Origin of the sequence: Modestobacter sp. VKM Ac-2982, from assembly GCF_026967935.1 — a bacterium.
Lineage (GTDB): Bacteria > Actinomycetota > Actinomycetes > Mycobacteriales > Geodermatophilaceae > Modestobacter.
This window is the reverse complement of sequence record NZ_JAPVBL010000006.1, coordinates 198,665-212,223: the sequence shown is the minus strand read 5'-3', so window position 1 is coordinate 212,223 and position 13,559 is coordinate 198,665. Positions and strand designations below refer to the sequence as shown.

The 13,559-nt window shown below is 67.8% G+C and carries 7 protein-coding genes; 6 read left to right on the top strand and 1 reads right to left on the bottom strand.

What is annotated here, in order from left to right:
- The first annotated feature begins 658 nt into the window (after positions 1 to 658).
- The 5 genes from O2W20_RS20640 (at position 659) to O2W20_RS20620 (ending at position 9,257) form a co-directional block, all read left to right on the top strand.
- On the top strand, positions 659 to 2,464 hold the full coding sequence (locus O2W20_RS20640) for a hypothetical protein (protein ID WP_269173498.1): 1,806 nt from the start codon (positions 659 to 661) through the stop codon (positions 2,462 to 2,464).
- A complete protein-coding gene (locus O2W20_RS20635) occupies positions 2,461 to 3,666 on the top strand; it encodes a DUF6361 family protein (protein ID WP_269173497.1) in 1,206 nt (401 codons plus the stop codon). The genes O2W20_RS20640 and O2W20_RS20635 overlap by 4 nt, the downstream gene beginning before the upstream one ends.
- A complete protein-coding gene (locus O2W20_RS20630) occupies positions 3,653 to 5,425 on the top strand; it encodes a phospholipase D family protein (RefSeq protein ID WP_269173496.1) in 1,773 nt (590 codons plus the stop codon). Before O2W20_RS20635 ends, O2W20_RS20630 begins: the two co-directional genes overlap by 14 nt.
- Positions 5,422 to 8,589, top strand: a complete 3,168-nt coding sequence (locus O2W20_RS20625) for a helicase-related protein (protein ID WP_269173495.1) — start codon at positions 5,422 to 5,424, stop codon at positions 8,587 to 8,589. The genes O2W20_RS20630 and O2W20_RS20625 overlap by 4 nt, the downstream gene beginning before the upstream one ends.
- 89 nt (positions 8,590 to 8,678) lie before the next feature.
- Positions 8,679 to 9,257, top strand: coding sequence for a hypothetical protein (locus tag O2W20_RS20620; RefSeq protein ID WP_269173494.1), 579 nt, complete (start codon positions 8,679 to 8,681; stop codon positions 9,255 to 9,257).
- Between the two features lie 41 nt (positions 9,258 to 9,298).
- Here O2W20_RS20620 and O2W20_RS20615 read toward each other — a convergent pair whose 3' ends face one another.
- Entirely contained in the window at positions 9,299 to 12,391 is a 3,093-nt protein-coding gene (locus O2W20_RS20615) for a DUF3427 domain-containing protein (RefSeq protein ID WP_269173493.1), read from the bottom strand.
- 273 nt (positions 12,392 to 12,664) lie between these two features.
- On the opposite strand from O2W20_RS20615, the gene O2W20_RS20610 reads away from it, so the two are divergent.
- The gene (locus tag O2W20_RS20610; RefSeq protein WP_269173492.1) at positions 12,665 to 13,429 is read left to right on the top strand and encodes a nuclease-related domain-containing protein; all 765 of its coding nucleotides are present in this window, start codon (positions 12,665 to 12,667) and stop codon (positions 13,427 to 13,429) included.
- The last annotated feature ends 130 nt before the right edge of the window (positions 13,430 to 13,559 follow it).

The window sequence follows — 13,559 nt, the reverse complement described above, 5'->3', positions numbered from 1 at the left end:
CGCGGAGCCGCCCGGCGGGGGAGTCGGCGGTGATCGGCCGGTAGCCCTCGGCCGCCGCTGTCCCCCCTGGGCCAATGGCTCGCCGGGCGGTTGGCAGCCGCCCGGTGCACTCGCGGATCAACGCATCGAAGCTCTCGTGCATCAGCTTGCCGATGTCTGCGGCGCTGATGACGATGACGTCCTCGGGCTACTCGTCGGTGAGACTCTCAACGGACGCTCGGCGACGTTGGGTGTGCAGTCAGCCGGCGAGCTTCTCCAGTGCGGTCCGGGGATACCGACGTCCTGCCGGCGGTGCTCGGGGCGGCCGGTGACCCCTGTTGACTGCCGTCAAGCGGATGAACCGATCGCTGTTCCGCTCTTGCGCGAGCTCCACAGCCGCGACGGCAACGTCCACGCCGTTTCTGGCTCCGTTCGGACGACGTCCCGTAGCTCGTCGAGCGCGGCGCGCCCGGATGCAGTCATGTCGCCCCCGTGAATCAGACCGAGATGGACCCTAACAGCGGGAACTGACCCGCCGAGTGCCTCGGGTCACAGTGGTCGCAGCCGCCTCACCCGTTGGGGTATCGGGTGTCGTCGTTCCCGAATGGTCCCTACCTGATGACAGGGTCAGCGCTCCACGGTTCTCAGACGTGGTCGGTCACTGTCAGGAGTTCATGTCTTGTCTGCAAAGCTCGTCTTCTTGCACGGCGTCGGTGATGGTGACCCGCGCGGTCAGTGGCTGACCGATCTGAACCTCGGGCTGGAGAGTGCCGGCTACCGAGGTCTTGCCCGGGCGGAGACCATCGCGCCGCGTTACAGCGACCTGCTCAGCACGGACGGTGTCCACGCCTCAGTTCCCGCGCGCACCTACAAGTCCTCCAACGAGGACGAGCGGCGGCGCAAGTACGAGTTCCAACAGGCACATGCCGCACGCCTGATCGGCACTGATCCCGACATCGGGCGTTTCGGCTTTGACGGCCTACCTGCTGTGGTGCTCGGCCCCGGACAGGAGGCAGTCATCGCTGCCGGCATCCTGCAGCTGCACCAGGTCCGCCGCTACATTGAAAACGAGGGCCTGCGCGGCGCGATCCTCCGGCGCGTGCTCGAGCACCTCCCAGCGTCGGGGGAGATCGTGCTCGTCGGACACAGTCTGGGGTCCGTGGTAGCCGTCGACCTCCTCGATCACCTGCCTGGCGGTGTAACCGTCAAGCGGTTCATCACGATCGGGAGCCCGGCTGGGTCGTCGTTCATCCACGAGAACTGTGAGCGCCTGCTCAAGAAGTTCCCGTACGGGATCGTCGGGGACTGGTCCAACCTGTACGGCCGTGCCGACATCGTCACCGCGGGTCGCGGGCTCGGCTCCACCTTCCCTGCCGCAGCTGACCACCCGATCGCAGTCGGCCCACGGCATGCCGCCAAGGCCTACTTCGAACACCCGTCGGTCGCGATCTTGATCGGTGAGGCGCTCCAAGGGTCGCTGGGAACTGATCTGGCCGTCCGATCTGTGGCCCTTGAGGTCATCGGTTCTGTGCCTGAGCAGACCGCCCTGTTCGCCCTGGCGTTCGCACACCACGTCCGGCGGAGGATCAAGGACAAGGCGGTTGCTGCCCGCTACGAGCTGGCGCTGCGGACCGTGCAGTTGGAGATGGCGGAGAGCCTCAGGCTCCTGCTCGCGAATGAAGGTCGACCACTGTCGGGCGCCGTCCGGGCTCTCTCGAACGGGGAACCACCCACGCTGATCCGGGCCTGGAGCATCGACGAAGTCGTCGAGGTTCTCGTCCTCTGCGCGTTGTCCAACCTCGTCCAGCCCTATGACGTGTCGACCGGCGACGCACCGATGGACGCTCTGCGCGACATGGCGACGGAGCTCCACATCCAGCCGGAGAGCGGGGACCGCATCCGTCAGGCCATCGCTGAGGTAAAGGGCTGCCTCGGAGGCAGCACTGGCATCCCGTGGTCACGCATCCTCATCGGTGTTGGTGGCGTGGCCCTCCTCGCCGCCGGGCCCCTCGGTGTCGCGCTGGCTGCGCCGGCGACCGCCTACGGGGCAGCGGCAGTCACGGGTGCTCTGGCTGCCTTCGGTCCGGGCGGCATGATCGGTGGACTTGCGATGCTGAGCGGGTTGACCTCAGCCGGCGCGGCAGTGACTGCGGGAGCGGTCACCGTGAGTGCGGCCACCGCATCCGTTGATGAACTCGCGGCTGACGTGGTCATCCGGGTGAGCTCGGCGAGAGCTCGCCAGCTCCTCGATGTGACGCCGGATGCAGGTGCCTGGTACTACCTCGCCGGCGCTGAGACAGATGTGGCGGCAGAGCTCAACCGGTTGACGCCCCTGTCGGACCCCAAGTCCCCGCGGATTGCCGATCTTGAGCGGAAGCGTGTGATCCTCCGTCGGCTGCTGACATTCATGTTCGACCACGGACTCCAGCCGAGCGAGCTGCTAGCGGCGGAGCAAGAGCCCGCCGAAGCTGGAGTGCCCGGATGACCTCGACTCTGAATTGGCTCGACTTCTCGGCTGAGGAGCAACGCCGGACACGCGAGATGCTGCGCCTGTTCGAGGAGAAGGAGAGCCGCGACGAACTGGGCATCGGTCAGGTCCGCGATGCCTTCTCGGACCTGCTCTTCCCGGGTACATCGGTGCTGCTGACTCGTGCGCGGTACTTCCTCGTCGTCCCGTGGTGCGGTCAGTACGCAGACAGCACGGCGCACTACCGGCGGGGGCGGCAGACGTTGGACATGGTCGAGCGCAGGGCGCTCGTGGCGCTGAAGGCGGCGGCACCGGGCGAACCCGGGATCATCGGTGCGTACGCCGGAACCGCGGTGAAGAACCTGCCCTCGGTCCTCTACAAGCAGGCGCTGGAGCGCTACGGCATCGCCCGCCCAGCAGTCGAGAGCGGGGTGCTCGCTGAGGAGGCGGTCGGGGAACAGGTCACTCGCGATGCCCCAGGCCGATGGGTTTCCTCCCTGCCAGTAGCGCCGCCCGGGTTCCCCGATGCCATAGACGGTGGGGTACGGCTGTCGCTGGAGGAGGCGAGCTGGTTGAGCGAGCAGATCACCGTTGCCACCCCGGACTCCTATCTGACGCACGTCCTGCTGTCCGAGTGGCCGGTAGACGGCGTGGACTGGCCGTGGAGTCACCCCGCCGTCGAAACGGCGCCCACCGAGATGGCCTCCGTCGTCATGGACGCAGAGCTCTTCTCTCTCGCAATGCACGGAGCGGCCCTGCTCTACAACCTGCTCATCAGCGAGTGGTACGAGAGCAAGGATTTGAGCAACGTCCCCAGTCCGGTCGAGACCTACCGCAGCGCCCTGGACGAGTGGGCAGAACAGGCGCTGGCGCATCCAAAGCGGAGTTCGTGGGACACCGCCGCGATGTGGCAACGGGTCATGAGTCAGAATCCGCGCGTCGAGGGGAACATCCGCGCCCGCCGGTTCATCAGCGACTGGCTCGAAGGGTTCGTCCGCGGTGACGTCGACGGGATCGCAGACGACGACGCGTGCCGGCAGCTCATCAAGCAGCGCGAGCGCTCGATCAAGGGCGCGCAGTCGCGGTTGGCCAACGAGAAGCTCCTGCGCAGTTGGGCCGGCGCCTCCGGCAGCCGGCGGCTGACCTACCGGTGGAGCAACGTGGCCGCGCTGGTTGCGGACATCCACCAGGGACTGGAGTCATCCGATGCTCGAGCCTGACGGCCGCGCACTGCTGCTCGACGCCCTTCGCCCACCGGAGGGGTACCGCCTCGACTACGGCGTGGCCACGACCTTCACGCTGCACCTCGACACAGCGCTGTCGGTCCCGCTGTCTTTCCTTTCCCGTCGGCTGGCCGACTCCGGTGATCCGATCGCGCTGATGGAGGCGGTCCGGGCAGCGGCTGACCGGCTCGACATCTTCCACCAGGCCGGCATGATCGCCCTGCCGCCTTCGCGGTCGCCCATCTTCTCCTTCCTGGAGCCGGTGCTGCACGCGGTGCGGAGGCCCAAGGCGGGACATCTCTTCCACCCGAAGTTGTGGGCTCTCCGTTACGTGGCCGACGACGACGTCGCCGACGTCCGTATGCGGCTGCTCGTCCCCAGCCGCAACCTCACCGCCGACCGCAGCTGGGATCTCTGCCTCCAGCTCGACGGTCAGCTGGGTCCAGGTCCCGTCGAGGGCAATAGCCCGGTCGCCGACCTGCTGACTGCGCTGCCCCGCATGTGCTTGTCGACCATGCCGCCTGAGCGCACCGCCCGACTCGATGCTCTGGCGAGCGACCTCCAGCGGACAGAGTGGGAACTGCCCGAGCACGTCGACGATCTCTCTTTCGACGTCCTGGGGCTGGGCCACTCCCTGGCCGCCGACTTCTTCGTCGGCCACCAGCACCTCGTCATCTCACCTTTTTGCACAGACGGCGGCCTGGCCACCGTCACCGGCGGCACGCCAGCGACCGTGGTCAGTCGGCAGGAGACCCTCGACGGGCTGGACCGGAATGCTCTCGGGGAGCACGAGACGTTCGTCCTCGACCCGCTCACGAGTGAGATGGAAGACAATGGAGACGGGACAGACCCGACGGCCACCGGGCTGACCGGGCTGCACGCCAAGTGCTTCATCCTCCGCCATGGCAGGAAGGCGTGGATCCGGGTGGGCTCGGCCAACGCCACAGAAGCGGCCTTCGCCGGGAACGTCGAGATCCTCGTCTCGCTGGTCGGCTCGGCGGCGAAGCTGGGCGTGACCGACCTCTTCGAGGCCGAGAGCTCGCTGCGCAGCATCCTCACCGAGTACTCGCCGCAGGCGGCCCCCGATGAGGACGACGTGGCGGGTCAGCTCGGTGACCTGTTGATCGACCTGGCCAGTGGGGACTTCACCGCGTCGGTCCAGTCGACGGACCACGGCCACCTGATCCAGCTGCAGGGCCCAGCCATCCCGACGTTGCCGGTCGGTGCACGCGTCACTGTCCGCCCGGTCACGGTGCCCGAGTTCGCCGCCGAGGTACCGCCCGAGCAGCTGATCGACGTCACGTTCGGGCCCATGGAGGTCGACCAGATCTCGGCCTTCGTGATCATCACGGCAACGACCCAGGACGGTGTCTCGGCGAGTGCCGTCGTCCTCGCTGACCTCGTGGGGGCCCCGATGAACCGGCTCGACGAGATCATCGCACGGCAGGTGGACACCCCAGAGAAGTTCCTTCGCTTCCTCGCGCTCCTGCTCGGGATGGGTCAGCCCGCCTGGGCGGTGGGGATGAAACCCGTCGGAAGTGCCGGAGCATCCGCCGCAACTGCATTCGAGGCCCCCGGGTTGCTTGAGTTGCTGATGCGGGCTTTGGTCGAGCACCCAGGCCGGCTGGATGACCTCGCCCGCCTCGTCGACCGTCTTGGTGCGTATGCAGACCGGGGGAGCGTGCTCCCGGACGGGTTCAAGGAGATCTGGGCGGTCGTGGACGCCGTCCGACGCGATCAGGAGGCCGTCGCGTGACGCGCTTTGATGCCGGCCCGGTGCTCGCCGGACTGAAGGACTTCCAGCGCGCCACCGTGGACCACGTCGCTCGCCGGTTCTTCACCGATGATCAACCGACGCGACGGTTTCTCGTTGCTGACGAGACAGGCTTGGGCAAGAGCGTCGTGGCCCGTGGCGTCATCGCCAAGACGCTCGAGCACCTCCAGGACGACGACTCGGTCGACCGCATCGACGTCGTCTACATCTGCTCAAATGCGGACATCGCCCGGCAGAACCTCGCTCGGCTCGAGGTCACCGGAAGTCGAGCCACGCACATGTCCACGCGATTGACGATGCTCGCCAAACACACGGCATCGTTGAAGGGCGCCACCTCGGATCTGATCGACAAGCCGGTCAACCTGGTGGCGTTCACGCCCGGAACGAGCTTCGAGCAGGGCTGGCGGACGGGACAGGCCGAGGAGCGAGCGCTCATCTACCTGTTGCTGGAGGAGCACCTCGAGCTCTCCGGCTGGGCCCGTCGCAGCGCACTCCAGACTCTGCGGGCCACCACCCGGTCGTACGAGCGGTTCGAGTCCGCCGTTGAGTACCTCCGCTCGACCCTCGACGGCGGTCCCGACCCCGTCATCGCGGAAGCCTTCGGTCAGGCGATCAACAGGGACGACCTTGGGCGGCGCGCCGAGGACCTCTTTGCTGATGTCGGCCGTCGGCAGGACATCACTGGCGAGTTGTGGCAACGCGCGACGGGGCTGATCGGAGAACTCCGCGGTCGGCTGGCGCGGGCCTCCATCGAGTCCCTGGAACCCGATCTCGTCATCCTCGATGAATTTCAGCGGTTCAGGAACTTGCTCTCGGTGGAGCAGGGCGGGGAAAGTGCCGAGCTCGCTCAGGAGCTGTTCAACCACGGCCAGGCGAAGGTCCTGCTGCTGTCCGCTACGCCGTACAAGCCCTTCACGTTGGAGCAGGAGCGGCTGACGACGGGGGAGAGCCACCACAAGGACTTCCTGGAGACCCTGCGTTTCCTCAACGGAGACCCGGATTGGCTGGACCAGGTCGACGACGCTCTGGCGCACTATCGCGATGCGCTGTCACGTGCCATCCCCGCAGCGGAAGCGGCCCGGCGCGTCCGAGAGCTGTTGACGACCGTCATGACACGGGCGGAGCGCCCGCGGTTGAGCACCGGGGAGATGGTGCAGGAGCGGCGCACTGAGCTTGCTGACCTGACCGCTGACGACGTCCGTGGCTACGTGCGGCTTCGCGAGCTCGCCTCGGCGCTCGACGCCAACGCGACGCTCGAGTACTGGAAGTCCGCGCCGTACTTCGTCAACTTCGTCGAGGGATACCAGCTCGGCGACAAGCTCAAGAAGGCCCTCGCGGACGGCGGCCCATCAGGCGTCCGCGAGCTCGCCTCTCGTACCCAGCAACTGGATGCGGCGGCTCTTTCGTCGTTCAAGCCGATGGACATGGGCAACGCCCGGCTACGTCGTCTCGCTGGGGACACGGTCGACAAGGGATGGGCAGAGCTTTTGTGGCTGCCGCCGTCCATGCCGTACTTCTCTCTCGGTCAGCCCTTCGCGCAGCACGCGGCCGCCGGGATCACCAAGCGCTTGATCTTCTCCTCGTGGTCGGCGACTCCTACGGCCATCGCTGGGCTGCTCAGCTATGAAGCTGAGCGCCGCATCGCCGACGGCGTGCTGACGGAGAACACCGTCCAGGCGCGTGCCGCGGTGGCGAGTCGGCTCGACTACCGCCTCACCGACGGCCGGCCCGCAGCCATGAGCGCGCTGGCTCTGTTCTGGCCGCATCCGGAGTTGGCTCGATTGGGTGACCCACTCATTGTGGCGCGCTCGCGCCCTGGCGAACTGCTGAGCCGTGCGCAGCTGGAGACCGCGGTCCGAGACGCGCTGGAAGGTGCGGAGGACGACGGAGAGCAGGCGGAGCCGGACGGCGACACCGCGGCGTGGAACCGGTTCCTGAGCTGGCCAGGCGCTCTGCCGGCCGACGTGGGTGGCGGGCTGCCACAGCTGTTGGCGGGCGGCTCTGGCGAATCACCCGACGCGGGCCAAGAGCAGCCAGAGACGGGTGCCGGTTTGAGTGCACACGTCGATCAGGCACTGCAGGCAATCGCCCGCGGCGGCCCTGCCCGACTGCGTCGCAGAAACAGCCTCGGCCGGGACGTCGTCCGGTTGGCCGCACACGCGCCCGGGAACATCGCGTGGCGGGCGCTGAGCCGCGTCCTCACCGAGGACGACAACGTGAACAGCGGCGAGCACTGGCGGGCGGCAGCGCATCTCGCTGCCGGCCTGCGCGCACTCTTCAACCGACTTGAGAGCACGCTCATCATCGACCGCGGTGACGAAGGACCCGCCTACTGGCGCGCAGTCCTCGACTACTGCGCGGCCGGCAACCTGCAGGCCGTTCTCGACGAGTACGTGCACCACCTGCGGAGTTCACTGTCTGACACGCCCCTGACCGGCGAGGCTCTGTTCGGCTTGGCGGATGACATGGTCCGCGCGGTGAGCCTGCGCGTCGCCAACTACGCGCCCTACTACCCGCTCGATGGCAACGGCCCACGACTCCGCAGTCGCTTCGCGCTCCGCTACGGATCGGCGCGAGGGACAGCAGCCGATGCTGCCGAAGGTGTGCAGATCCGCCAGCAGGACGTGCGTGCGGCGTTCAACAGCCCGTTCTGGCCTTTCGTGCTCACCACCACCTCAGCCGGCCAGGAGGGCATCGACTTCCACTGGTGGTGCTCGGCGATCGTGCACTGGAACACCCCGGCTAATCCGGTGGACTTCGAGCAGCGCGAGGGTCGTGTGCACCGCTTCGGCGGGCACGCCGTGCGGCGCAACGTGGCTGCCGCGCACCGAGCGGAAGCGCTCGGCTCCTCGCTGAATGACCCGTGGAGGGCGGCCTACGACGCCGCTGACCAGGCGACTCAAGACCAGGGTGACTTCGTGCCGTACTGGGTCTACGGCGGCGACGCCAAGATCGAGCGGTACGTGTACCCGTACGCGCTGAGCCTGGACGGTCCGCGATACGACCGGCTGAAGCGCGACCTGGCGCTCTACCGGCTCGCTTTTGGCCAGCCACGCCAGGAGGACTTGCTCAAGCTGCTCGACCGGCGCAGCGATGACGAGGTCGCAGCTACCGATGTCATCGACCTTCGGGCGCCGACGGTGTGAGACAAGCGGTGACGCCGTCTCCTGCTCGACATCGAGGCTGATGCGGACGGGCAAGCCATCTTGTGAAAGCCCCAGTCAGGAGACAATTGATGGATCTCAAGCCCGATCAGTTGGGCCAGCTCGTCACCGCGCGACAAAAATGTGGATCAGCCGTATCTGAGGCCTATGACGAAGCCTTGTGCGAGGTGACCGCCCGCATCGCCTCAACGGGCTCTGTGGGGAAGGCGGACATCGGTGCACTTGTGCTCTGGAAGCGTCTGCAGGCGAACACCCCCTGGGCGGCGCGCCTGAACTCGACACCCGACAGCAACGTTCGTGCTGCCACGCGTGCGGCCGTTGAGGCGGTGCATGACTCGAACAGGTCGACAGCCGACGCCGCCGGAAGTGGCCGCAGTGCTCTCCGGTCGTTGCCTGGTTTCAGCCATGGCGACGCACTGGCATCTGCCGTCCTGGTCGCCGCGGCACCCGAGCGAATGGCGATCTACGACCGACGAGCCCACGCGGCCCTGGCCCAGTTGGGCGTCCAGCTCGACAACGCGTCGGGACGCTATGGCCGCTACATGCAACTGGTCGAAGACGCACGCGCGATGGTGTCGAGAACACACGGCCTCTCATGGACCGCGCGCGACGTGGATCTCGCGCTGTACTGGCTGGGCGGCCGCAGGTGACCTGGAGAAGGCTACGACCGTCAACGTTGCCCGCCGATCTGTCAGGCGACCTTCGCGGCATGGAAGACGTCACCGGGTAGAGCATGCTCGAGCCGCCAGAGGATGCGCATCGGCCGGTTGCCGGTGTGCGACTGGTAGGTCATCGGTCCGGCATACAGGTACGGCGGCACTCCGCGGGCGCCGTCCGCCGTTTTCGTCTCCCGCACGAACAAGTGCACCGAGCTACCACGCTCCCGGTGGCGCACGTACCGCTGGCCGACGGGTGACGCTTCCGTCGTCGTGTTCTGCGACTCCCACTGGAACAGCGTCGGTGTGATTGCCGAGTCGGCGTACATCGTGGTGGGGGAGAAGTGACCCTCGGTCTTGGTCAGCGTCACGAAGAACAAATCCGCCCGCTCGTCCAGCACCCACTTCACGCCGGACCCGAACGTGCCGGCCAGATCGGTCATCCCGAACGCCGCCAGCGCCTCCTCGCGGCTGTATCGGGCGTGCACGTGCAGCGGCCGCGACCCGCCGTCCAGCGCTGGCGCCACGCGATGGATGCGCTCTCGCAGCACTCCGATCAGTTGAGCCAGCTCCGCCGAACGAACTCGGTCGGCGAGCAGTCGGGCCAGTGACTCCTCCACCGAGGAGAACGGCGTCCGCGAACCCCAAAGTGCGAAGTGAAGCATCGCGGCCAGTCGTCGGTCTCGGTCGCTCGATCCGAGAACCCCGCCGTTGAGCACGTCGCCCAGGCGGTCGAGTCGCTCGACGTCGTCCAGGTGCAGCATCCGGGCGAATGCGCCGCGCAGCCGAGCGTCGTCCGGCCCCGGTTCGGCGGTGACCACGCCGGCCGCGCGCTGCAGGTCCAGCCAGCTTCGGTTGGTGCCGCGGTAGAGGTCCTCGATGTCCAGCCCGGTCTCGTCCAGGAAGGTGGGCAGGTCGGCCTGCGGGGAAGCAGCGAGTTCGCTGGCCAGTTGCGGCCAGGGGAGCCGCAGCGACTGCCGGACGTTGTCCAGGACCACCTGCTGGGCGACCCGGTCCAGTTGGATCGAGCAGCCGGCCGGCAGCGTCGGAAAACCGAGGTCGATCTCCCGTTCCAGCCCACGTCGGGACGTCCCGGTCAGCGCCCGAAAGCGCAGGTCGAAGCGGAAGCTCCGGTGCTGGGAGCCGATGAAGTCCAACACCGTAAGGCACGGCTTGTCCTCAGCCAGCCGGAGGCCGCGGCCGAGCTGCTGCAGGAACACGGTGGCGCTCTCCGTCGGGCGGAGGAAGAGCACCGTGTCGATCTCCGGCAGGTCGAAGCCCTCGTTGAACAGATCGACGGTGAACAGGACGTTCACCTCGCCGTTGCGCAGTGCCGTCAGCGCTGCCGCGCGGGCGTCCGCGCCGTCCCGGGATGTCACTGCGCGGCTCGGGATACCGGCGGCGTCGAACCGAGCAGCCATGAAGACGGCGTGGTCGATGCTCACGCAGAAGCCCAGCGCCCGCATGCGCGTCGGCTCGGCCACCGTGTCGACGACGGCCTGCAGGATCAGCCGCACCCGGGCGTCACTGCCGGTGTAGAGGTTGGTCAGCTCGGCGACGTCGTAGCCGGAACCCCGTCGCCAGCGCACCGTGTCCAACGGGACGTCGTCGTGCTTGCCGAAGTACTGGAATGGCGCCAGCAGCCGCTGTTCCAGCGCCTCCCACAGCCGCAGCTCGACTGCCGGTCGGCCGCCGAAGCGGGCGATGACGTCTCGGCCGTCCGCCCGTTCCGGCGTCGCGGTCAGCCCGACGAGCACCTTCGGCTCCAAGTGGTCAAGCAGCCGGCGGTACGTAGCTGCCTCCGCGTGGTGGAACTCGTCGACCACCACCAAGTCGAACAGGTGCGGCCGTAGTTCGGCCAGGTTGAGCTGGGCCAACGACTGCACCGAGGCGAACACGTGCTGCCACTGCGTGGGCTTGGCGCCATCGACCAGCAGCTCACCGAAATCACCGCGGCGCAGCACCTGGCGGAACGTCGACCGGCTCTGGGTCAGGATCTCTTTGCGGTGGGCGACGAAGAGCACTGTCTCGACGTGCCCCTGGGCGCGCAGCCGCCGGTAGTCCAGCGCGGAGACCACCGTCTTGCCGGTGCCGGTCGCCATCACCACGAGGTTCTGCCAGCGGTCGTGCACCAGCCGCTCGGCGTCCAGCGCCTCGAGGATCTCCTGCTGGTAGCCGAACGGACGGACGTCCAGCGAGGTGATCTCGGTGGTCACGTCGCCCCGACCGCCCCGCTCGACAGCGATGGCGGCGGTGAAGCGCTCGGCATCGTAGGGCTCGAACGCCGGGTCGTGCCAGTAGGAATCGAACGTCTCGGCGAAGGTCTGCAGCAAGTGAGACTGCTCCACGGACGACAGCCGGACGTTCCACTCCAGCCCGTCAATCATCGCCGCCCGGGACAGGTTCGACGATCCGACGTAGCCGGTGGAGAAGCCGGAGTCGCGGTGGAAGAGCCAGGCCTTGGCGTGCAGCCGCGTCGTCCGGGTCTCGTAGGAGATCCGGACGTCGGCGCCCGCAGCGATCAGTCGCTCGACGGCGCGAGGCTCGGTGGCTCCCAGGTAGGTGGTGGTGATGACCCGCATTCGCACGCCGCGCTGCTGAAGGCCCTGCAGGGCCTGCTCCAGCACCCGGACGCCGTGCCAGGTAATGAAGGCGCACAGCAGGTCGACGCTGTCCGCGGACGCCAGCTCGCGCTCCACCTCGTAGCCGATCCGCGGCTGCCCCCGGCCGTTGACCAAGAGCGCGCTGGTGCTCAGCGGCACCTCTGGCCGCGCAGGGAAGGCCACCGGCGCCGGGGTCGGGGAAGGCGTCGCGACGGCAAGCAGCTGCTGGGCGGCGTCGGCGACCCGGTCGCCGGTCAGGACGGCGTCCGGTGTGCTGAGTTCGCCGACGGCGGTCGCGATCCGGTTGGCCAGCTCGATCTGCGCGGCCACCTTGCCTTGATCGGACCCAGGCGCGGATTGCAGTGACCGGCTGATGAGGCTCGCCAGGTGTCGGGTCAGCACGAGGTGCGAGTCGGCCGGGTCGAGCGGCTCGTACCGCACCAGCTCTCTCGGCGTGCTGGTCAATGCGCCAGCCAGCTCCTCAGTGACCAGCGCCTCGTAGATTCCCGGCGCGACCTCGCTCACTGCGTCCTCCGTCGACCAGGCATCGACGCAGAGTCGCACGTGCTGCCCAGGCGCCCGAGCGCACGCGCCGAGAACGACTGAGTCAAGACGATGAGCTCTTCATTAGAAGTGGTGGCCACCGGATCGAAAAGGCACGACCTTGAAACGGCGGAGGCCGTCCACTGCTGTGCTCGCGCTCGGCTGCCTAAAGGTGAGGCGGGGAGGGCGCCACTACGGGTGAGAGCCACGACCAATGGCCTGTCCCGGTGCCCTGTGCTGACGGATGATCACCGAATGGCAATGTTGCGTCGCTCGCCCAGTGCGGGGCGGTTCGCGGAAGGCCGCTATCGCGAGCTACGCAGCCACTGGCGGCGCCGGATCTCCCGCCGACTCCTGCTGCTCGTTGCGATCACCTGGACCACCTGGCTGCTGGTCTCCTGGCTCGGTGATGGCTGGGTTCGGTGGTACGGCGGCTTTATGCTCGGCGCCTTCGTGATGATGGCCGTCGCCGTGTGGACCACGCCGCCGGAATCGATCCAGCGCTGGGGTGCCGGGGCCGAGGGCGAGCGTCGCACCGCACGGGAGCTGAAAGCCCTCGAACGTCGGGGCTGGCACATGACCCACGATCTCGATTGGCCGGGCGCAGGGAACATCGACCACCTGGTCATCGGCACGGGCGGGATCTTCGTCATCGACAGCAAGGCATGGAACGGCGTCGTGAGCGTGGACGACGCAGGCGCCACCATTACGCCCCGGGACGACGCGGACCGGGCCTGGACCGAACGCGGGCAACGGAACCACCAGATCCGTGCGGCGAGAGCCGTCGCCCGAGCGCTCGCGGCTCGTAGCGGGGCTGCTGTACCCGCTCCTCACTCCGTTGTGGCGGTGTGGGCGCCCTTCCCGCAGCGCGTGGCGGTCAGCGGCGACGTCACGTACGTGGCGGGCGATCAGCTGACTGATTGGTTGCACAGCCGACCGAGACAACTGTCCCGCGAGCAGGTCGCCCTCGCTTCCGTTGCTGTCGGTGCTGATTTGCTGAGCGAGGCGCTGCCCGCCTGATCGAGGTACCGACCGAGAGATCGGAATGAAACTGTCCAGCTTCGACACGTTTACGACGTCGGTATCTGAGCGGTGAGACCCCAATCGCAGCCGGTCCGTCTCCCAGGTGGCCCCGCACTGCTGAGGGCCG